Consider the following 22,279-nt stretch of genomic DNA (forward strand, 5'->3'; position numbering starts at 1 on the left):
TCTATGTATATAGCTGAGAGCTATTAGCTGTTAGCATATCGCTCTTTGAAAAGTTTTAAGTAATAAATTTAAGTTGCTATTTATAGATTGTAAATTTTATCAAAAGTATATCCCCAAATGAAAGCAATAAGTTTAATCAAGAACCCCTTTTGAGTGACGGCATGAATTTTCTTAGGCAAATACTTGGTAATATCACTAAAAGCTGTTTCAATCCGCTTTCTGTGAATAGATATCAGATATTCCATACACGGATTATGCGGCTTTGTGGAATTACTTTTCCTGGCAGCTTTCAGATAAATATTATTATCGGCCAGCATGTCTTCAAGCAAATAATCAGTGTAAGCGGAATCAGCCAGAAGTTGACTTCCATCAGGCAGGTTGACCGGCAATTGTTTTATACCGTCAATATCATGGATTCCGCCTGCTGTAAAGGTAAATTCTACGGGAATACCATCCGAAGTAACTATCATATGAACTTTAAAACCATAAAAATAAACACGTTTGGAAGCACATTTACCTCGGTATTGTTCCCCTTTGACAATCCTGGATCTACTTATGCGTATATTATGGCAGACCTCTACAGGAAAGCTATCGATGCTATAAGTTGTCTCAAGGCTCATACCCTTTATTGCCTGGCCTGTATAGAAAAAGAGTTGGCTAAGAAATTCTCCTATATTGTGCAACCTGCGGTTGAAGCGGCTTTTGCCAAGCATACGAGGCATCAATCCGGTAGAACGGACAAAACAGATGGATTTCTCTATATTGCCTGCAAAATACTGGGCGGCAATCAGAACTACCGTAATGATTTCCGCATCACTGGTCTTACGGCTCTCAGGCTCTTTGTGGTTCATCGATTTCAATATATCATCAAAAAATACGTATATTGCAATGGTTTTTGTAACCATGGTCAGTCCTTTTTTGTGTGTTAGCACCGCAAAGTTAAGGGATTGACCTTTTTTATTGGATAATTCTATAAATAGCAACTTGAATTAATAAGTAAAAAGTCGACAGGAGAAAAACAAGAAAAAGTCGTTAGTTTGTGTCAGGTTTGTCAGATTTTTATGTAGTGCCCTTTGTGTAAACCTTTGTGGTAAGGAGTTTTTAATCATTAAGTACACAAAAAGAAATCACAAAGGGCACAAAGGTGGAAAAATCCGTTACGTTTGTTACTTTTTTGAAATAGTTACGAGTTTGCCTCGCCTTCGCTTCGGCGAATGTTATTTCTGCGCCCTTCGGGCAGTTACAAGTTACGGGTTGATGACTGTTTACTACTGACTGTTCACTGAAAGGTGTCAGGTTTTAACCAAATACAGTCAACGAATGTGAATACGGTGATAAATCATGAATTGGACTTTGCGCCTTTGCATTTCTGCGTGAGAATACCGTTAACTGCTAAGCATTGATGTTACCTGAAACCTTGCCGATTTTCGTGCGTTTACCTTAAAAAGGTATTGCATCTATCGGATATAAAGAAAGAAAAATGTATTTTTGTACTCGTTTCTTAGAAAATACGAAAACAAGATATGATTGACAAGATTAACCAGTTGTTGTCCGAAATAGACAACCTGAAAGCCGCTAAAGCAGAAGAAATAGAAGCTCTGCGTATTAAATATCTGAGTAAGAAAGGTGAAGTTTCAATGTTGATGAACGACTTCCGCAATGTTGCTGCTGAACAAAAGCGCGAGGTAGGTATGAGACTAAATGAGCTAAAGGAAAAGGCTCAGGAGAAAATCAACCTTTTGAAAGAATCGTTAGAAAACTCACAGACAGGTGATTTATCTATCGATCTTACCCGCACAGCTGCACCGGTAGCATTAGGCACCCGTCATCCCTTATCAATCGTTAAGAAAGAGATCTGTGATATATTCCGCCGCCTTGGTTTCTCCATTGCCGAAGGGCCGGAGATAGAAGACGACTGGCACGTATTTTCATCGCTCAACTTTGCCGAAGACCACCCGGCACGTGATATGCAGGATACATTCTTCATAGCCCGCAGTCCCGAGATAGTGCTCCGCACACATACCTCATCCGTGCAAACCCGCGTGATGGAGAAACAACAACCTCCTATCCGCATCATCTGCCCGGGACGAGTTTACCGCAACGAGGCCATATCGTATCGCGCACACTGCTTTTTCCATCAGGTAGAAGCATTATATATAGATAAAAACGTTTCATTTGCCGATCTCAAGCAGGCGCTACTCTTCTTTGCCAAGGAAATGTTCGGTGCAGACACCAAAATCCGTTTGCGTCCGTCTTACTTCCCCTTCACTGAACCAAGTGCCGAAATGGATATATCGTGTAATATCTGTGGAGGCAAAGGCTGTCCTTTCTGTAAGCACACAGGCTGGGTAGAAATACTTGGTTGCGGCATGGTAGACCCGAATGTGCTGGAGAATTGCGGCATCGACAGTAAAGTATATACAGGCTATGCCCTTGGCATGGGAATAGAACGTATCACGAATCTCAAATACAGGGTAAAAGACCTGCGGATGTTCTCAGAAAACGACAAACGTTTCCTGGAGCAATTTGAGAGTGCACATTAATTAAAAAGCGAAAAGTGAAAAATAAGGTGGTAATTATCTTATTTTTCACTTTTCCCTTCTTTTCCTATTCTATTGTCAGGTTCCGGTCTTTCGGATACTTCACCTTATATCTGAGTTCCAATTCTTTCTTTGCCGACGGGTTCAATTCCATTTTCCATTTCACCTCCCCCGTATCGGTATTCAAATCTCCTCCCGATAGGTTCTCCGCATTCACCTCTATCTCGGTGGTAGTAGATACAGGTATCTGGTCGAGTACAACAAATTTGATCGGCTGGCTTTTGTTATTCCTCACACTAATTTTCCATGCCCGTGTATCTTCTTTCTTAGACCCTAAAAATTTCTTCGTATTAAAGTCCTTTACCTTATCGCGGCTGACCAGAATATTCTTATCGCGTCCAAGGGATATGCTTAAGGTATCTGAGACATAACGTGTATCAAGTATCGTTTTACCTATATATGTATTTTCAAAGAAAATATTTGCCTCACCCTCCAGCAAATTGTACTTTTCCCAGTCGGTAATATTTGCCAGAAGGAAAGCATCTTTATTAATTTTCGGGATCGCAAAATATTCATAATCGGCAGGCAGTTCGTAACGGTCTACCTCTACAATCGTATTTTTGTTATCAGACTTGACTGTATAAGGTATTTTAATTTCGAACTCCACCGCTGTCTGGTTTTCCACCTGAACTATAGGCATTGCGATATCTTTTCTTATAAATACCGGAGCAGGAGAAGCGGGCTTAGCTTCGGCTCGGACTCCGGCCACAGCACCTGTAAGTTCTTTCTTAACAGCACCATAACCGACTACCACTACCTCATCCAGCATTTTGGAATCTTCCTGCATATATACAGTCATATTAGAACCAGTGATGGGTAGAGTCTGCGACACCATGCCCACATACGAGAACACCAAATCTTTGCCGTTTTGAGGGATTACAAGCGAAAAACGGCCGTCGAGGTCTGTAACCGTGCCTATAGTCGTACCTTTCACTACTACAGATACTCCGATAAGCGGCTCGCCGGAGTTTTCAAGCACAACACCACTTACCTGATTATTATCTATACGGGTATCGTAACGCGGAGGAGCTGTATAATAATTCAGCAAATATGTTTTAAGCTTGGGCACTACGTTTCCCTGATTCGGGTCGGCCGACGATATTTTCAATTTCACATCCTTCCATTCTTCCTGTGTATTCTGATGGATATTGGCCTTATATACCAGCTGTACCGGTTTATCTATGCTGATAGCCCGCACGTCATATGCCGGATACCAGCCTGCATTTTTCACATAATACATAAGTTCCATATTGGCCCTGGTAGCTCTTTTGCAATCCACTTCCACCACGACTTCCCCTATCGGAGTACGTTTGGTTGTGTTTCCATCTTGCCTGCCCTCGCTGAGAATTGCTTTTTTTTCGGCTTCCAAAGCTTGGATACGATTCGATATTTCGAGGTCTTTTACTTTCAGGGCCGTCATACGTTCCCTATAGTAATTTGCTGTTTCTTTTAATGTCAGGAGGCTGACGCCTGTATTAGAACCGCCAATCTTCTTGTTTTCTTCCAAAAATTTCAGTTCATCCTGGATCACTGTTTTGGATATTTGTTCCGAAGCGAGTTTGTCACTTATATCTTTTACCTGCTGGTCGGCAGTTTTTGATACCACCGGTTTTTTCAGACTATCCAGAAAGCCCGACTGATGGTTTACGGAGACGACCATCACTTCCCCATCCATTTTTACCTGTACACTTTTAGCGTCAATATAGGGGGAAAGGTTTGTAAACCTTATTTTGGTCTTGCCCGGCAGCAGATCGACAGTCTTTTTTCTTAAAACCTGTGCGCCATTGATAAAAACCGTAACTTCGGATACATCCGTTTTTAAGACCAACTCCTTTTGCTCCTGTGCAGCAAGGGGTAAAATGGATAAAAGCAGTGTAAGGATCGATAAAAGTAAATGTTTCAGCATGATATATAGATTTAAATTAGTAATCTAATATAGAAGCAAGCACAAGCGAAAATAGGAAAAGATAAAGAATTGCTAAAATTTTTCCTGACTAAAATTTCCTGGAGGAAAACCTATCACGCACTACTATGTAATATAAAAACAGGATTCGGGCTTACCAAACGAATCCTGTCCTGCTATTGATAACTAATTATGCCAATCAGTAGCTGAAATTATTATTGCCGTATAAAATTGCTGGATTTTTTTCTAACGCGCCAGCCGGCTTATATTTGGCTCTGCCGATTTACGCTTCGCTCCAATTCATTTTGCCTTGATGCAAAACGAAACAAAAAATCAAGGCTGCATCCCCCGGCGACCCAAAACCGCAGCTTCGGTGGGGCAAAATGTTTGCTACGCAACACACAGACGGGACGTCTGCGCGAGCGGGCGCTTTACGGATTGGGTACCCCGCCTGCGGGACGAGGCCGGAATCGCGATGCGGCGACAAGACAGAGACTCTTCATGCTCTGGCCATATATGCATCAGCCGACTCGTAACTTGTAACTGCCCGCAGGGCGTAGTAACCTGTAACTAAAAACAGAACGTTAAAATCCAACTATTTAATCTCTTTAATAACCCGCAGAATGATTTATAATATTTCTTTTTGTTTATCTCTATACATAGAAGCTGTATACGGGAAGGTTCTTTGAAATGATTGTACTAAAATTTTATTGTGGTGTTTTGATAACCGAGAATGTAACAAATAGAAAAGTTAGAAAAAACTGTTACATCTGTTACTTTTTAACTATATAATGAAAATAAAGGTTAATTCAATGAGGGTTTCCATTGCTTTATAGTTAAACCCTTTTTGTATATATATTGGAGATGTTACTTTTTGCGAGTAATAGTAACATGAACTAATAGATAAGCCTTTCATTTATATATACCCGATTTTCGGAAAAATCAGTTTTTATAAGTATTTTTGCTTACGGAATTTAGAAACTAAGGTCACCGGCCTGGTTGTTATTTTGTAAGTGTAACAACAATAGTTGGTTATGGCTGAATAGCTTAATGATAAATATTTTACAATACTTATTTACTAAAAAAACGAGTAATTCTATTTCACGAAAGATATGACAACATTCGATAAAGCGGTTGAATTGCTACCTGCCAAAGGTTATCTGAATATGGAGATACCAAAAGGAATCGATCTGATAGAGGAGATCAACCGTATGCGGAAAGAGAAGAATGCTATTATTCTCGCGCACTACTATCAGACTGGCGATATTCAGGATATTGCCGACTTTTTAGGCGATAGCCTGCAACTGGCGCGTGCAGCCGAAAAAACGGATGCAGACATGATTGTATTTTGCGGTGTTCATTTTATGGCAGAAACTGCGAAAATTCTTAATCCAACCAAGAAAGTCGTATTACCCGATTTACTGGCTGGCTGTTCTTTGGCCGATTCCTGTTCGGGCGAAGGCTTGAGGGAGTTGAAAAAGAAGCATCCCGGAGCAATCGTGGTAAGCTATATTAACTGCGATTCGGGAGTAAAAGCCGAAAGCGACATTATAGTAACCTCATCCAATGCCGAGCATATAATAAATTCGTTACCTGAGGAACAAAAAATAATTTTTGCTCCTGATAAAAATCTCGGACGCTACATCAACCAGGTAACGGGCCGTGACATGATACTTTGGGATGGTGCCTGTATTGTGCATGAAGCATTTTCACTGGAACGGATAGCAGAGCAAATGCTCAATCATCCGAAAGCGAAGTTGATAGCGCACCCGGAAGCTCAGAAACCGGTATTGCAGGTTGCACACTATATTGGTTCTACCGCCAACCTGTTGAACTATGTCGTAAACGATGCGGCGGAAGAATTTATAGTAGCCACAGAAGAAGGTATATTGCATGAGATGCGTAAACGGGCGCCCGGAAAGAAACTTATTCCGGCACTTACTATCGATGATAAATGTAATTGCAGTGAATGCCATTTTATGAAACTGAATACAATGGAAAAATTGTATCTGTGTATGAAGTATGAGCTTCCTGAAATCCTGATGGATGAAGAAATTCGAATTAAAGCCCTGCGTCCGATAAATAAGATGCTGGAACTTTCGAAAGCAATTAAATAGATAATAGGAAATTAAGAATTAAGAATGAAAAATGGCACAGATGCTTAGTAATTCATAATTCTTCATTTATAATTTTTTAATTTATAGAATGATATATACAGATGTTCTGGTAATCGGCTCTGGCATATCCGGACTCTCTTATGCGATGAAAATAGCGCAGCAGAAGCCCGGAGCCAAAGTTGCGGTTATAACCAAATCGGATGATGAAGAGTCGAATACAAAGTATGCCCAGGGTGGTGTAGCTGTAGTAACAGACTTCACAAAAGACAGTTTCGAAAAACATATTGAAGATACCCTGCGTGCCGGAGACGGATTATGCAAGAGAGAAGCTGTGGAAGCAGTGGTAACAGAAGGCCCTGAGCGTATCCGCGAAATAGTGGAGTGGGGGGCTAACTTCGATAAAAATGAGTTTCAGACGTACGATCTGGGACGTGAGGGCGGCCATACGGAAAACCGTGTAGTGCATTATAAAGATATTACCGGAGCGGAAATAGAGAGGGCCCTATTGAAAGCTATCGAGCGGCTGCCGAATGTGGAACTGCTTAATCACCACTATGTGATAGACCTTATTACTGAACATCATATACCCGGTGAATCATTCGATAAATATAACCTGAATTGTTATGGGGCTTACGTTCTTGACCTGAAGACGCAACGCATAAAGAAGATGTCGGCCAAGATAACACTTATGGCGACGGGCGGTTGCGGGCATGTATATAAGAATACAACCAATCCGATAATTGCTACGGGTGATGGCATAGGTCTGGCGCACAGGGCAAAGGCAAGGATCAGCAATATGCAGTTCATCCAGTTTCATCCGACTGCGTTTTACAGTCTCACCACCGGACAATTGCCCTTGATTTCGGAAGCTGTGAGAGGATTCGGGGCAAAGTTGTGTACAGCATCCGGCGAACCCTTTATGCACAAATACGATGACCGGGAAGAGCTTGCCTCACGCGATATTGTAGCCCGTGCTATCGATAGCGAAATGAAGCTGAGGGGAGATGATTATGTATGCCTCGATTGCCGCCATCTCGATCAGCGTAAGTTTATGGAACATTTCCCCAATATTTACAAGCAGTGCAAAGATGCGGGACTGGATATGTTCAGGGATCTGATCCCGGTTGTTCCAGCCAGTCATTACCTGTGCGGAGGTATTGATGTAGACTTATTCGGACAAAGTACGATTAAAAATATGTTTGCCGTGGGCGAATGTTCCAATACGGGATTGCATGGAGCGAACCGCCTGGCATCAAATTCCCTGCTTGAAGCATTGGTATTCGGTCATCGTGCAGCCGTAAAAACGCTGGAACGACTCAGTGAAGACAATTTTAACTATGAACAACTTCTTAAAATTCCGGAATGGGATCAGGAAGGAATGAAAGTAAACGAAGAAATGGTCCTGCTGAATTATCTGCGCAAGGAATTGCAGACCCTGATGAGTGATCTGGTAGGTATTGTTCGCAGTAACAGACGCCTAAAGCTGGCAAAGCAAAAAGAAGAAGAGATATATAAGTCGGTGAAAGAAATATATAACTTTTCCATTTTGTCGCCACAGTTATCAGAATTGCGGAATCTGGTCAGTGTCGCATTCCTGATTATAGCCCAGAGTATGGAACAAACAGAAAACAGAGGTACATTTTATAATAAAGATTTGGATAAAAAATGAAAAGACCGTCTTATGTAACAGATGAAAGGCTATATCATTTTATAGATGAAGCCATAAAAGAAGATATAGGCGACGGCGACCACTCCACATTGGCCAGTGTTCCTGCCGATCTGCAGCGAAGAGCCCGTCTGCTTATCAAGCATGACTGTATTCTGGCAGGGGTGGACCTTGCACAGGAAATATTCCATTATTATGATAAGAGCCTGAAAATAGAAGTATATAAGAATGACGGAGATAGCGTAAAAGAAGGCGATATTGCTTTCATCGTATCCGGCTCGGCCCGTTCCATTCTTACAATGGAGCGATTGGTGCTGAATTGCATGCAACGGATGAGCGGTATAGCTACTTATACACACGAAATGGTGGAGCTATTGGCCGATACCAATACCCGCATACTCGATACCCGCAAAACATCCCCGATTTTTCGCATGTGCGAGAAATGGGCAGTGTATATCGGCGGGGGAAAGAATCACCGTTACGGGCTTTTTGATATGGTAATGCTGAAAGACAATCATAACGATTATGCCGGAAGTATTACCAACGCCGTGCAAGCTACAGTAAAATATCTGAAAGAGATAGGAAAAGATCTGCAAATAGAAGTGGAGACCCGTAACCTGAAAGAAGTGGAAGAAGCGTTGGCAACCAAAGCCGTGGATGTGATTATGCTCGACAATATGTCCATCTTTGAAATGGCTGCCGCCGTACAACTCATCAATGGCGCTGTTAAAGTAGAAGCATCAGGCGGAATTACGAAAGAATCTGTGCATGCAATAGCTGAAACGGGCGTGGATTACATTTCATCGGGGGCAATAATATATGCTGCTCCGAATATAGATTTGAGCCTGAAAGCTTTTTGATTGAATCTTGTAAAATGAAATAAGAAAGGAGAAGTTAGACCAACCTCTCCTTTTCACATCTTCTTATTTGGTTTTGTCTTGTTTCTTTGTGGTTATCAGTATCACACCGTTTTTCGCTGCGGGACCATATATAGATACGGTCGCGTCGTCTTTAAGTACGCTGATGCTTTCTATATCGTTGGGCTTCACATCCTGAATGCTCTTTACTTTCTTTCCATCAATGAAATAGATAGGTGTATTGTCACCTGATGAAAGGTCCAGTCCCCTTATATAAACAGGGTTTTGACTTCGGTTTATACTATCCTTCTTGACTGATTTATGTAATCTTCCTATAACGGCAGGTGCAGGGTTATTATCCCAGGTGATACTATCCTTTTTGATTGATTTTGCCGATACTATCTTTATATCCTGTATCGTCTTTGCTTCCTGTTCCGGATGTTTCTTCACATATTCCTTTGTTTTGATATGGATAACTCCTTGTTTTGTGTCTTCTCCATACATCTCTGCCGCGAGAGCATCTTTAAGTACCGAAACAGACTCTACATCAGCAGGATTAATGCTTTTTATCTTTGCTTTATCCGATTTTTTGCCATCAATAAAAATTACGGGATCTGCGTCTCCTCCGGTCATGGTATATACCCCTCTGACCTCTATTTTTGTATTGCCTTTATCCGTGCTGATAGAGTCATATCTCATCTTTACAATTCCCTTCCTGGTCGTTAATGTGGCAGAGTCGGTTCGCAGGATGTTTTCTTTTTTATCCAATATACCATATCCAAGAACGAGTATGGAATCATCAGGAACAGTATTGGGCACATATGTCTGGTCGAATACATAGCGGGGCTCTGACGACGCCCACAAGAATAATCCGAAGATAGGAATGATGGCTAAAACTATAGACCTCTTCCATGGCGAACTCTTAGCTTTTTTTATCATGGATAAACGATTTAAGGGTTTGGAATAATTGAATGAATTGGAAAACGAGAATACGGGCCCCTGAAACTTCTGGTTGATTAATACAGCCTGATAAAGGGCGGGGGAAACTCCTGAGTCTATCACAGCCTTGTCTGCAAGGAACTCATGGTTTTCTTTTAATAACTTTACATATATCCAGGCCAACGGATTGAACCATTGCAACAACAGGATACATTCGCCGCAAAGGAGGTCAACCCAATGCTTTTGGCTTATATGGGTTATTTCATGTTTGAGTATAAGGTCTTTTTCTATCAGGCTCAGATTATTTGTATTGACTAATATATAGTTCAATACGGTAAAAGGAGAATTTATATCAGTGCTTTCTATCACTTTAAAACCTTTGCTACTGGATTTTACACCGCTTTTAACCAGTTTCCGGAGTTTTACATACACATACATATTCCGCCCGATCAGTACCAATGTGCCGATCAGGTACAGAACCGATAATATGATCCAGATATTGATGTCCGGGGAAGGTGTCGCAGGCACAGTTTCTAAGGTCGTTTCTATACTTTGCACAACAGAGACGGGAATAACCACCTCATAGGTATATTTAATTGCCGGAATAATCAGCGATGCCACAAAGCCGGATAACAGAAACAGCCTGTTGAAACGGAAGAATGTAGCCGGCCGCAGAAAAAGAGAGTATATAATAAGGAATATACCGAGGCATATGCCGGTTTTTGCTATATAAATGATAAATGCTTCCATGACTACCTGGTTTTATCAGTTTCCTCTTCGAGTGCTTTGCGTGTTTCATCCAGTATTTCATCCATTTGTTCGATGGAGAGGTTGGTTTCTTTGGCAAAAAATGAAACCATAGATGAGAAGGAGCCGTTAAAATAGTCCTTTACAAATCCGAATAATTGTTTCTTGGAATAATTCTCTTTCGATACCAAAGCCCTATATATGTTCACACGTCCTTCACTGCGGTGCGATACAAAATCTTTACCCTCCAGAATAGTCAGCACTGTGGCTATTGTTGTCCTTGCCGGTTTATTTCCGGTAAATCCTTTCAGTATATCCTGCACTGTGCCTTCTTCCATTGTCCACAGTATCTGCATTATTTGTTCTTCAGCTTTAGTCAGTTGCATATTGTTTTTTGTTGTTATTGGACAAATGTATGTCTATTTTTTTAGACACGCAAGGCTTTTGGACTATTTTTTTAGACATAAATGTTTCTTTACTTCGAATAGAAGTTAATAATCAAATTATTAACTGTTTTTTACTGTTCTGGAGTATTGAAGTAAAGGATTTCAGTAAAGGATATTTATAGTCGTTAAAACATAATAATATTAAGAACTGTCATCTTCGTTAACTATTTTATTTCTATTTTTGTATGATTAGATATATCGGATAGTATAAATGAAGAGAATATTCCTTGTTGGGTATATGGGTGCCGGGAAAACCACTGCCGGAAAAGAACTAGCTAAAGTTCTGGAACTTGAATTTATAGATTTAGACCACTTTATACAAGCGCGGTATCAGAAAACTGTGAGCCAGTTGTTTCAGGATATTGGCGAAAGAGAATTCCGCAAGATAGAGAGCAGTGTACTGAAAGAAGTTGGCGAATTTGAAAATGTAGTTATTTCTACAGGAGGCGGTACTCCATGTTTCTTTGATAATATGGAGTATATGAATAAGGCCGGAACTACGGTATATCTGAATGCTGCGCCTGAGGCACTCGCTGTACGGTTAAACACATGTAAGGAAAAACGCCCTCTTATAAAGGATAAGAATGAAGAGGAACTTCTCGACTTTATAGTGCAAAGCCTAGAAAAAAGGAATCCGTATTACACTCAGGCTCAAATTATATTCGAAACGGAAGAACTTGTAAATCGTGAAGATGTTAATAAATATGTTCAGCTACTAATTAATAAATTATGAAATCCAATCTATCGAGGAAGTTTTTAACAGGCGTGATAATACTTGCGTCAGTTGTTTCTGTTGTTGCTCAGGATAAGCAATACACACTGAATGAAGATAAATCGCAGGTTTCATTGATTGTAGATTCGAAGCAGACCAAATATACAGTTGCCGATATCCAATACAATAAACGGGGAACAGCCCTGTTGGAAGCAAAATTGTACACACTCGGCATCAATATGGACACTATAGGCTCCTGGTCGGGCCTGTCTGACAAAGATAAGATATGGAAGTTAAACATAAGTGTGCCTCAGGCCAAAGGGTTTTTTGTCCGTTTCGATGACCTTTATTTACCCGAAGGAGCAAAGTTATATGTCTACAATAAGAACAATACGACAGATGCAGTAGTATATAATCATGGAGATAATCCTGATGGTGGCGCATACTCGATAGAAAACCTGAAGGGAGACAATGTCGTATTGGAATATGTTGCACCGGGAAGAGTAGTGGAAACACCCCGTATACTTTTATCCGATGTAGGATATAAATATACAAATGGCAATGGAGAACATGCCGATTTTGGTGAATCCGCGTCTTGTATGATTAATGTTAATTGCCCTGATGCTGAGAATTGGCAATACCAAAAGAAAGGCGTGGTCTTGTTAAGGATGGTTAAAAGCAGTAATACCTATTTATGCTCGGGAACACTTATTAATAATACCAACAATGATAAAACGCCGTATTTGCTTACAGCAGACCATTGTTTTGAAAATATGACTGTAGCCCAAATCCAGAGTAACACATCATTCATTTTTGAATATGAATATCCTACCTGTGAGATGGGAACAGACGCGCAGCCTCCAAAATATAAGTATCACAAGGGTTCGGAAGTAATGGTACTTAATCCGATAAGCGGAGGAAGCGACGGAGCATTGCTCAGGCTTACGGGAAATATACCCGACGATTGGGATGTATATTTCAATGGCTGGGACAGAGAAAATAAAGCGAGTAGTAGCGGTGCCATAATTCACCATCCGGAGGGAGATGTGAAGAAAATATCATTTTATGAAAAGGAATTGGCCACGGGTACATGGAATGGCTCAGCAACAAATGCGCATTGGGTGGTTACTTATGCAAAAGGGGCAACCCAGCGTGGTTCGTCGGGCAGTCCTGTTTTTAATTCGTCGGGGTTGATAATAGGCACGCTGACAGGAGGTGAAAACATCTCTTGTGATTTATCAAAGCCTGACCTTTATGGAAAGATGTGGTATCATTGGGATCAATATGCAGATGTAAACAAGCATATGAGTAAGTATTTAGACCCCACAAATAAAGGAGTAACCAAGCTTGCCGGACTGAACAACAATGATGGTATAGAAAAAAATATTGTATTGGATAATAATGATCTCTCTATGATTCTGAATGCAACGACTGAAGTAACAATTCTTGATGGAAATGGTGATTATACTGTTTCATCGTCTAACAGTAATATCGTGTCGGCAGAATTAAATAGTAATAAGGTTATAATTAAGGCTCTAAATTTTGGTTCTGCAACAGTTAATGTTACGGATAAGAAAAATAAGACAGCCAGAATAACAGTTTCAGTGGTAAGTACAGTGAAATACGCTATAACCGGGACAAAAACCCTTACAGTAACCCTTAATAAAGAGGACGATTCTATTAATCGGGTACGGATAATCAATCTGAACGGCGATACGGTCATTGATAAAAAAGGCCTTGATGCAAAAGAGGAGCCAATAGATATAAGTATTTTGCCAAGGGACACATATATCATACAAACTATAACCAAAAACGGGACAAAGAAAGCAGAGAAAATAACATGGTAAAGATAAAATCGGTATATGTTTGCAGCAATTGCGGCAATGATTCACCCAAATGGCTGGGTAAATGCCCTGTTTGCGGCGAATGGAATACTTATGTGGAAGAAATAATAAGTAAGGAGAAGTCTCCGGCAAAAAGCGGCTTACATATATTCGATACCACTAAGGCTAAGCCTTTACTTCTGAAAGATGTACAGACAGGTGAAGAACCACGTATAGACTTGCGCGACGGGGAACTCAACCGTGTACTCGGGGGAGGGCTTGTTCCCGGCTCGCTGGTATTGATAGGAGGGGAGCCCGGTATCGGAAAATCGACTTTAATATTGCAGACCGTATTAGGCCTGAACGAAATAAAAACGTTATACATCTCAGGTGAAGAAAGCGCTCGTCAGTTAAAACTTAGGGCCGACCGCATCAATTCCAATAGCGAGAATTGCTTTATTGTCTGCGAAACCAATCTGGAACAGATATTCGTACATATACAGAATCTGAATCCCGATTTCGTTATTATCGATTCCATTCAGACTGTTTTTACTGACTCAGTGGAATCATCGCCGGGTAGCGTATCGCAGGTACGCGAATGTTCCGCCGCGATACTTAAGTTTGCAAAAGAAACAAATACACCTGTGGTACTGATAGGGCATATCAATAAAGAAGGCAGTATAGCCGGACCAAAGGTATTGGAACATATCGTTGATACTGTACTCCAGTTCGAAGGTGACCAACACTATATGTACCGTATCCTGCGCAGTATTAAAAACCGTTTTGGCAGCACTGCCGAACTGGGTATTTATGAGATGCGTCAAAATGGATTGCGTGAAGTAAGTAATCCGTCAGAGCTATTGCTTACACAAAATCATGAAGGACTGAGTGGTGTATCCATTTCCGCGTCTATCGAAGGCATACGTCCGTTTCTGATAGAAACACAGGCACTGGTCAGCACGGCTGCATACGGTACGCCGCAACGCTCGGCTACCGGATTTGATCTCCGCCGGATGAACATGCTTCTTGCCGTGCTGGAAAAACGGGCGGGTTTCAAACTTATCCAGAAAGATGTTTTCCTGAATATTGCGGGCGGGCTGAAAGTGAATGATCCCGGCATGGACTTGTCTGTTATCAGCGCCGTATTATCATCCAGCCTGGATATTTCCATCGAGAAACATGTGTGTATGACGGGTGAAGTTGGTCTGTCCGGAGAAATCCGTCCGGTTAACCGTATAGAACAACGCATACTGGAAGCTGAAAAACTTGGCTTTTCGAAAATTCTTGTACCACAAAATAATCTGAAAGGATTTACATCGAGAGTCAATATCGAAATCATTCAGGTGAGAAAGGTCGAAGAGGCTTTCAGGCAGCTTTTCGGATAAAAGGTTTTAAATATAAATCAAATACGATGAAAGATATAATCATAATAGTTTCGGTACTGAATGTTATATTTTTCATTATGCACGAATTTGACGCTTTCTATCATAGGGAATGGATAATGTTTAAATTCCTCCGCCATTTGAAAGAAAATACGCAATTTTTGATTTTCTTATATCTTCATATTCCCTTATTATTGCTTATAGTTTATTATTTATGGAGTGTATACAATCTTGATAATATAATATTATGGATAGTCTGGAATATTCTGATGATTGCGCATCTTGTAATTCACCTGTTTGCCTTACGATGGAAAACGACTGTATTTAATTCGGTTCACTCCTTTATACTTATAGGAGCCGCAGCATCAACTGGACTCGTAAATTTATTGTTGGTAAATTATTATTAAAAGGGATACTGACTATTTCTTTTGCAATAATAAGTTTGCTTGGAGGATTTCTTATTATGTCTTTTCCCATAATACTGCAATTAATTAAGAAAAAAATGAATAATTCCCCTAAATAGTTAATATCTTTACAATCTAAAGACTGATTTTTATTAATACTTAAGTGCATTATTTTTTATAATGGATATACAGATAATAGCATTCGATGCAGATGATACATCTATCATGTTGTCTTATAAACTGATGTACCTTCCTACTATGCAGAATGCCGGATGAAAAAAAGAATCGATTTAAATACATGGAACCGGAAAGAGCATTACAATTTTTTCAGGTCGTTCGACGATCCCTTTTTCGGTATGACGGTCGATGTTGATTTTACTCCTGTTTATAATTATAGTAAAGATAGTAAGTCTTCGTTTTTCCTTCATTCGTTACACCGGATTATGCGGGCTGCCAATGCGGTAGAAGCGTTCCGTTACAGGATCGAGGGTGAAGAACTGGTCTGCTACGATACCATTCATCCCGAATCGACGGTAGGCCGTGATGACGGTACATTCAGTTTTTCTTTTTTCGAATATTTTCCCGATATAGAAGAATTTACGAACAATGCTTTATTGGTCATAGAGCGGGTGAAGGATACGACAGGGTTGGGACTGCAAGGCCTTCCCGGCAATAATAATGTTATTCATTATTCATCAGTTCCGTGGATACGGTTTACCGATATGAAGCATGCCGTTTCGTTCGGTAATAACGGGGCCATCCCTAAAATATCGACGGGAAAACTCTTTTCAAAAGAACAAAAATTGCTATTGCCTGTTTCTATAACTGTAAATCATGCTGTAATGGATGGCTTGCATGTAGCGCAATTTCTGGATAAGTTACACGAGTGTATTCATTCGCTCTAAAATATAAAAGATAATAAGGATAATGACCTATCAGGAAACCATAGAATATTTATATAACCAATTGCCAGTATATCAGAAGACAGGAGGAAGTGCCTATAAAGAAGGATTGGACAACAGCCTTGCCCTCGATACTTACTTCGCTCATCCCCACACTAAATATAAAACAATCCATATAGCCGGAACAAACGGCAAGGGCTCGACCTCACATTTGCTTGCAGCCATATTACAGGAAGCAGGGTACAAAGTCGGATTATATACTTCTCCGCATCTGATAGACTTTCGGGAGCGTATACGTGTCAACGGGGAAAAAATATCACAGCAGTATGTTGTGGATTTTGTAGAAAAGCACCGGGAATATTTCGAACCGGTAGAGCCTTCGTTTTTTGAACTGACAATGATGATGTCGTTCCTTTACTTTGCAGATATGCATGTGGATGTAGCTATCATTGAAGTAGGACTGGGCGGGCGGCTGGATAGTACCAATATTATCACACCGGACCTGAGTGTTATCACAAACATCAGTTTCGACCATATGCAGTTTCTTGGCAATACATTGGAAAAGATTGCTTCCGAAAAGGCCGGTATTATAAAGAAAGATATACCTGTAATCATAGGAGAAGCGGAAGGTGAGGTAAAGACTGTATTTGCCGACACAGCGGAAAGGGTAGGAGCGCCTATTCTCTTTGCCGAAGATGAACACATAATACAATCGAGTTTGAGGACTGCAAGCGGCTGGCTTTTCGATACGAAATATTATCTGCACCTGAAAGGCGAGCTGTCAGGATATGCGCAAATAAAGAATGCGACCACAGTATTATGTGCAGTCAAGGAATTGCAGAAAATAGGATATACTATTCCGTCCAAGGCTGTCTACAACGGTTTTGCTTATGTAACCAAACTGACAGGATTGATGGGGCGTTGGCAGATATTACAGGAGTCGCACCCTAAAATAGTATGCGATACAGGCCATAATGCCGCGGGGATAAAATATATAGCCGGGCAACTGGTAAATGAGAAATATGATACATTGCATATTGTGCTGGGAATGGTAAATGATAAGGATATTGCCTCTGTCCTCGAAATATTGCCCCGCAAAGCCATTTATTATTTTACCAAAGCATCTGTTCCCCGCGCCATGAATGAACGGGAACTGCAAATGCAGGCCCAGAAGAAAGGTTTGATGGGATATTCATATCCGACGGTGGCGGAAGCTGTTCGGGCGGCAAAAGACTGGGCGGCATCCAATGATTTCATATTCATCGGAGGTAGTAACTTTGTTGTAGCTGATGCTCTGAATACTTTCGGGTATAAATAGGATCGTTGCGGGTGATTCCGTAGGAGCAAAAAATTGCCCTAATTAATGGGTGAATGATTTTTCGCCCCTATAGACCCGAAAACTGTTACTTTTTTAATGTCATTTTATCTATACGGTACAGATAACAAGCGTGTTGTCGATAGAAAAGTAACAGTGTGAAAAATTTCGAAAGGTTGTTACCTTTGTTACTTTTTAACAGTTACAAGTTACTTCGCCCTACGGGCAGTTACGAGTTACAAGTAGACAAGACACGAGATACGAGCTGTTAACTGATGACTGTTCACTGATAACTGTAAAGGTTGTTACCTTTGTTACTTTTTAACAAAATATATACTGGCTATGAATGGTATAAAACTTTCGGATTGCAAATCCGGGAGGACAAAAGAGACTAATATAATCTGTCTGTATTCGCTGGCAGCATAAACTAAAATATAATGCAACAATTCAACATCGAAAAACCAAACGACGAAGTCCGTTCTTATTTACAGGAAAAAATTGATAATCTTACCAAACCGAAAGGTTCATTAGGCGTACTGGAAGACCTTGCCATGCAAATCGGCTGGGTGCAACAATCCCTCAGTCCTAAACTGACGAATCCCTGCCATATCGTATTTGCAGGCGATCACGGTATCGCGACCGAAGGTGTAAGCCCCTCTCCGCAGGAAGTAACATACCAGATGATACTTAATTTCTGGGCAGGAGGTGCAGGCATCAATTTTCTGTCCCGTCAGCATGGTTTCAAGCTTAAAGTAGTGGATTCCGGTGTTAATTTCGATTTCAAAGATGATGATCCTATCATAAATAAGAAGATCCGTAAAAGTACACGTAATTACCTCCACGAAGCAGCCATGACGCATGAAGAAATGGAACTGGCTATACAGCGCGGGGCAGAGTGTGCACAGGATTGCTATAATGAGGGGTGTAATGTTATAGGATTCGGTGAAATGGGGATAACCAATACTTCGTCTTCTTCCCTCTGGATGACCTATCTTACGGGTATCCCGTTAGATCAGTGCATTGGCGCCGGATGTGACCATACAGGTAAAATCATCAGTCACAAATACAATGTGCTGAAACAATCTATGGAAAATTACAAAGGAGATGCCTCTGCCGAGGATATTATGCGCTACTTTGGCGGTTATGAGATGGTGATGACTGTGGGTGCTATGCTCAAAGCTGCCGAACTGAAAATGATGATTCTGGTCGATGGTTTCATTATGACGAATTGCATGCTTGTAGCATCTAAGTTAAACGAAAATGTATTGCATTATGCTATTTTCGGGCATCAGGGTGATGAAGCAGGTCATAAACTTGTACTGGATTATCTGAAGGCAAAACCTATACTGAATCTTGGTCTCAGGTTGGGAGAGGGCACAGGTGCGTTATGTGCCTATCCTATTGTCGCTTCTGCCCTGCATATGATAAACGAGATGCATTCGTTTAAGGAGATAAAAGTGACAAAGTATTTTTAAATAGTTACAAGTTACTTCGCCCTGTAGGCAGTTACGAGTTACAAGTTTGCTAACACATCAAAAACAGGTTGGCGAATTATTGACTCGTAACATGTAACTTGTAACTCGTAACTGTTTTATAATGAAAAATATAGCTGCCGCCCTCGTTTTCTTTACCCGCTTACCGTTCTGGCGGTTGAGGGCCTTTAATGTACCTGCCCCGTATTATAAGCAGGTAATCAATTACTGGCCCGTTGCCGGATGGCTCACGGCAGCGGTGATGGCAGGGGTGCTTTGGGGCGCTGCACAAATTTTGCCTTATTCCATTGCTGTTATTCTGGCAATACTAAGCCGTTTGCTCGTTACCGGCGCATTGCACGAAGATGGTCTGGCCGATTTCTTCGATGGATTTGGGGGAGGGAATACACGCGAGCGGACGCTGGAGATAATGAAGGATTCGCACATAGGTACATATGGGGTTGTCAGCCTGATATTTTATTTTTCATTATTTTATTTGCTTCTGAGCAATCTTAGTCTCGAAATGGCTTGCCTTGTGATATTATCGGCAGATCCGTTATGTAAATTCATAGCATCACTCATAACTCTGTTCCTGCCATATGCCCGGAATGAGGAAACCAGCAAATCGAAGGTGGTTTATAACAAAATGTCAGCCAAAATGGGTATTATCTCCATTATATTTGGATTCCTTCCTTTTATTTTATTATTAAAAATTGACTTTTTGCCGGCTATAATATTTCCTATCTTTGTTTTCGCAGGATTAATTCTTCTGATGAAAAAGAAAATCGGGGGCTATACAGGTGATTGTTGCGGAGCTACATTCCTGATGTGTGAATTGTCTTTTTATCTGGGAATAGTGATAATATTGAATTGTTTAGCTGTTTAATAGGCTAATATTCAAATTGGCTAATTTACTAATTGATTTCATGAAAATATATATTGTACGACATACAGCAGTTGGCGTAAACGATGTTTGCTACGGACAAACTGATGTGCCATTAAAAGAAACCTTTGAAAGTGAGGCTGAAATAGTAAAGCAAAACCTGAAAGATATAGCTTTCGATGCTGTATTTTCCAGTCCGTTGAGCCGGGCAAAAAAACTTGCCGAGTATTGCGGATATGAAAATATACGTCTCAAGGACAGATTGAAAGAACTGAATTTCGGCGAATGGGAAATGCAGGAGTGGAACAAAATAGATATGACGGAATGGGAAAAAGACTGGATAAATACCCCTGCGCCCAACGGAGAATCCTTTGCACAAATGTATAAGCGTATAGCATCTTTTCTCGATGAGCTAAAAGGACAGGATCACTCTACTGTGGCAGTCTTTGCTCATGGCGGGGTAATAAACTGTTTTAAAGTGTATTTCGGTAAAACAGATTTGGCCGGGGCGTTCGATGATTTGTCGGAGTACGGGCAGATATCAGAATTCGAACTTATCTGAATAAAACATAATATTGTCCAGGTGTAGTTTCATAGTGTATATACTATGAAACCTATTTATATAAAATATATCCTGTTTCATTTGTATATAATAAAATTATTTATATCTTTATGATATCATTTTAATATCAAAAAAATAAATAATATGGAAACACAGGAGAAGAAGTTTGAAGGAGCTAAAATCTCAGGATTTGCAGCTATTGTAATTGGATTGATTTTGGTTGGTGCAAGTATTTTTGCTATAACAACAGAAACGATCGCAGGGGTGGCAGGAGGAATAGTCGGTTGTGTGTTGCTGATTCCTGCAATATTCTACGGGCTTATTATGATAGAACCGAACGAAACCCGTGTAATGATATTCTTTGGAAAATATAGAGGAACATTTACCGAAAATGGTTTTTTCTGGGTAAATCCTTTCTATTCTACACGCCGGATTCCTATTCGTGCACGAAATCTCGATATAGAGCCTGTAAAGGTAAATGACAAAGTGGGTAATCCTATAATGATTGGCGCAGTGTTGGTTTGGAAAGTAAAAGATACATATAAAGCATCTTTCGACATTGATGCAGCCGGAAGCAGTGTAATGACTGCAGCCGCCAACTTTGTGAAAATACAGAGTGATGCCGCTTTGCGTCAGGTAGCCGGTATGTATGCATATGATAATAACAATCATGAAGCGGATGCGATAACTCTTCGTTCCGACGGTGACGAGGTGAGTCAGAAGCTGGAAGATGAACTGAATAGCCGCTTGGCAATTGCTGGTATCGAAGTCATAGAAGCTCGCATCAATTACCTCGCATATGCAGCTGAAATAGCAAGCGTGATGCTCCGCCGGCAGCAGGCTGATGCGATTATCGCTGCCCGTGAGAAGATAGTGGAAGGCGCGGTAAGCATGGTGCAGTTGGCTTTGGATAAACTGCAAAAAGACCAGATAGTGGAACTTGACGAGGAGCGTAAAGCTGCCATGGTGAGTAATCTGCTTGTGGTACTTTGTGCTGATGAGGCGGCTCAACCGATTGTAAATGCGGGAACACTGCACCATTAATTCTATTTCAGATTTCAAGATTTCAATATTGAAAGAAATATCATTTTGAAATTTTGAAATCTTTAAATTAATATTATTGTGGCTAAAAAAGAAAAAGAATCTACTGTAAAAAGCTTCGTCCTGCGTATCGACCCCGAAATGATGGATGCAATTGAGAAATGGGCTGCTGATGAATTTCGCAGTACCAACGGGCAGATACAGTATATTCTCGATCAGGCGCTTCGTAAAGCGGGACGGATAAGGAAAGAGAAGGAACCCCGTACGGATAATGAATAACAGCTACTGACAGACAGACGGTTTACAGGCAGCTTTTCTTTTGTTGAAAAGGAATTTTCCATAAATAATCTTAACTTCATTCCTTTTGTTTAAGATAGCCGTATCGGGATAAGGAAAAATCTCATTTTTTTAATACTTTTGCATTATAAAAGGCTGTTTAAATTTTATAGCACATCTTTTTTATAGGTATTCCGAAAGGGAAAGGAGGAAATACGGTAAAAAGAGCATG

At 40.6% G+C, this 22,279-nt stretch carries 19 protein-coding genes; 15 read left to right on the forward strand and 4 right to left on the reverse strand.

From position 1 onward, the window contains the following. Positions 1-80: 80 nt before the first annotated feature. Entirely contained in the window at positions 81-905 is an 825-nt protein-coding gene (locus ACYQ3L_RS15210) for an IS982 family transposase (protein ID WP_459952367.1), read from the reverse strand. Positions 906-1,523: 618 nt separating this feature from the next. Here ACYQ3L_RS15210 and pheS point away from each other — a divergent pair. Continuing rightward, positions 1,524-2,543: a phenylalanine--tRNA ligase subunit alpha gene (pheS, locus tag ACYQ3L_RS15215; RefSeq protein WP_379996255.1), complete on the forward strand. Its 1,020-nt coding sequence runs from the start codon at positions 1,524-1,526 to the stop codon at positions 2,541-2,543. A gap of 64 nt (positions 2,544-2,607) precedes the next feature. Here pheS and ACYQ3L_RS15220 read toward each other — a convergent pair whose 3' ends face one another. Further along, on the reverse strand, positions 2,608-4,506 hold the full coding sequence (locus ACYQ3L_RS15220) for a DUF4139 domain-containing protein (protein ID WP_379996253.1): 1,899 nt from the start codon (positions 4,504-4,506) through the stop codon (positions 2,608-2,610). A 1,109-nt stretch (positions 4,507-5,615) separates the two neighbouring features. Here ACYQ3L_RS15220 and nadA point away from each other — a divergent pair. The 3 genes from nadA (at position 5,616) to nadC (ending at position 9,146) form a co-directional block, all read left to right on the forward strand. Next, positions 5,616-6,620, forward strand: coding sequence for a quinolinate synthase NadA (gene nadA / locus ACYQ3L_RS15225; protein WP_379996251.1), 1,005 nt, complete (start codon positions 5,616-5,618; stop codon positions 6,618-6,620). Between the two features lie 88 nt (positions 6,621-6,708). Beyond that, entirely contained in the window at positions 6,709-8,289 is a 1,581-nt protein-coding gene (gene nadB, locus ACYQ3L_RS15230) for an L-aspartate oxidase (protein ID WP_379996249.1), read from the forward strand. Then, positions 8,286-9,146, forward strand: coding sequence for a carboxylating nicotinate-nucleotide diphosphorylase (gene nadC, locus ACYQ3L_RS15235; protein WP_379996247.1), 861 nt, complete (start codon positions 8,286-8,288; stop codon positions 9,144-9,146). Before nadB ends, nadC begins: the two co-directional genes overlap by 4 nt. A gap of 63 nt (positions 9,147-9,209) precedes the next feature. Here the strand turns inward: nadC and ACYQ3L_RS15240 are convergent, their stop codons facing one another. Then, complete coding sequence (locus ACYQ3L_RS15240; protein WP_379996245.1) at positions 9,210-10,832, reverse strand: M56 family metallopeptidase; 1,623 nt, start codon at positions 10,830-10,832, stop codon at positions 9,210-9,212. Positions 10,833-10,834: 2 nt separating this feature from the next. After that, the gene (locus ACYQ3L_RS15245; RefSeq protein ID WP_379996243.1) at positions 10,835-11,215 is read right to left on the reverse strand and encodes a BlaI/MecI/CopY family transcriptional regulator; all 381 of its coding nucleotides are present in this window, start codon (positions 11,213-11,215) and stop codon (positions 10,835-10,837) included. 271 nt (positions 11,216-11,486) lie between these two features. On the opposite strand from ACYQ3L_RS15245, the gene ACYQ3L_RS15250 reads away from it, so the two are divergent. The 11 genes from ACYQ3L_RS15250 (at position 11,487) to ACYQ3L_RS15300 (ending at position 22,050) form a co-directional block, all read left to right on the forward strand. Beyond that, positions 11,487-12,008, forward strand: coding sequence for a shikimate kinase (locus ACYQ3L_RS15250; protein ID WP_379996241.1), 522 nt, complete (start codon positions 11,487-11,489; stop codon positions 12,006-12,008). Further along, positions 12,005-13,834 carry a trypsin-like serine peptidase gene (locus ACYQ3L_RS15255; RefSeq protein WP_379996239.1) on the forward strand — a complete coding sequence of 610 codons (1,830 nt, stop codon included), beginning with the start codon at positions 12,005-12,007 and terminating at the stop codon, positions 13,832-13,834. The genes ACYQ3L_RS15250 and ACYQ3L_RS15255 overlap by 4 nt, the downstream gene beginning before the upstream one ends. Further along, entirely contained in the window at positions 13,828-15,195 is a 1,368-nt protein-coding gene (gene radA, locus ACYQ3L_RS15260) for a DNA repair protein RadA (protein ID WP_379996236.1), read from the forward strand. The genes ACYQ3L_RS15255 and radA overlap by 7 nt, the downstream gene beginning before the upstream one ends. A 26-nt stretch (positions 15,196-15,221) precedes the next feature. Next, entirely contained in the window at positions 15,222-15,599 is a 378-nt protein-coding gene (locus tag ACYQ3L_RS15265; protein WP_379996234.1) for a DUF6713 family protein, read from the forward strand. Between the two features lie 269 nt (positions 15,600-15,868). After that, positions 15,869-16,501, forward strand: a complete 633-nt coding sequence (locus ACYQ3L_RS15270; RefSeq protein WP_379996232.1) for a CatA-like O-acetyltransferase — start codon at positions 15,869-15,871, stop codon at positions 16,499-16,501. 22 nt (positions 16,502-16,523) lie between these two features. Further along, a complete protein-coding gene (locus ACYQ3L_RS15275) occupies positions 16,524-17,816 on the forward strand; it encodes a bifunctional folylpolyglutamate synthase/dihydrofolate synthase (RefSeq protein WP_379996229.1) in 1,293 nt (430 codons plus the stop codon). Positions 17,817-18,250: 434 nt separating this feature from the next. Next, entirely contained in the window at positions 18,251-19,288 is a 1,038-nt protein-coding gene (gene cobT, locus ACYQ3L_RS15280) for a nicotinate-nucleotide--dimethylbenzimidazole phosphoribosyltransferase (RefSeq protein WP_379996227.1), read from the forward strand. 121 nt (positions 19,289-19,409) lie between these two features. Beyond that, positions 19,410-20,171, forward strand: coding sequence for an adenosylcobinamide-GDP ribazoletransferase (gene cobS, locus ACYQ3L_RS15285; RefSeq protein ID WP_379996225.1), 762 nt, complete (start codon positions 19,410-19,412; stop codon positions 20,169-20,171). A 40-nt stretch (positions 20,172-20,211) separates the two neighbouring features. Beyond that, positions 20,212-20,730: an alpha-ribazole phosphatase gene (gene cobC, locus ACYQ3L_RS15290; protein WP_379996223.1), complete on the forward strand. Its 519-nt coding sequence runs from the start codon at positions 20,212-20,214 to the stop codon at positions 20,728-20,730. Between the two features lie 144 nt (positions 20,731-20,874). Next, a complete protein-coding gene (locus ACYQ3L_RS15295; RefSeq protein ID WP_379996221.1) occupies positions 20,875-21,774 on the forward strand; it encodes an SPFH domain-containing protein in 900 nt (299 codons plus the stop codon). A gap of 78 nt (positions 21,775-21,852) precedes the next feature. Next, on the forward strand, positions 21,853-22,050 hold the full coding sequence (locus ACYQ3L_RS15300; protein WP_379996219.1) for a type II toxin-antitoxin system antitoxin: 198 nt from the start codon (positions 21,853-21,855) through the stop codon (positions 22,048-22,050). The last annotated feature ends 229 nt before the right edge of the window (positions 22,051-22,279 follow it).

This window comes from Dysgonomonas termitidis (assembly GCF_054657735.1).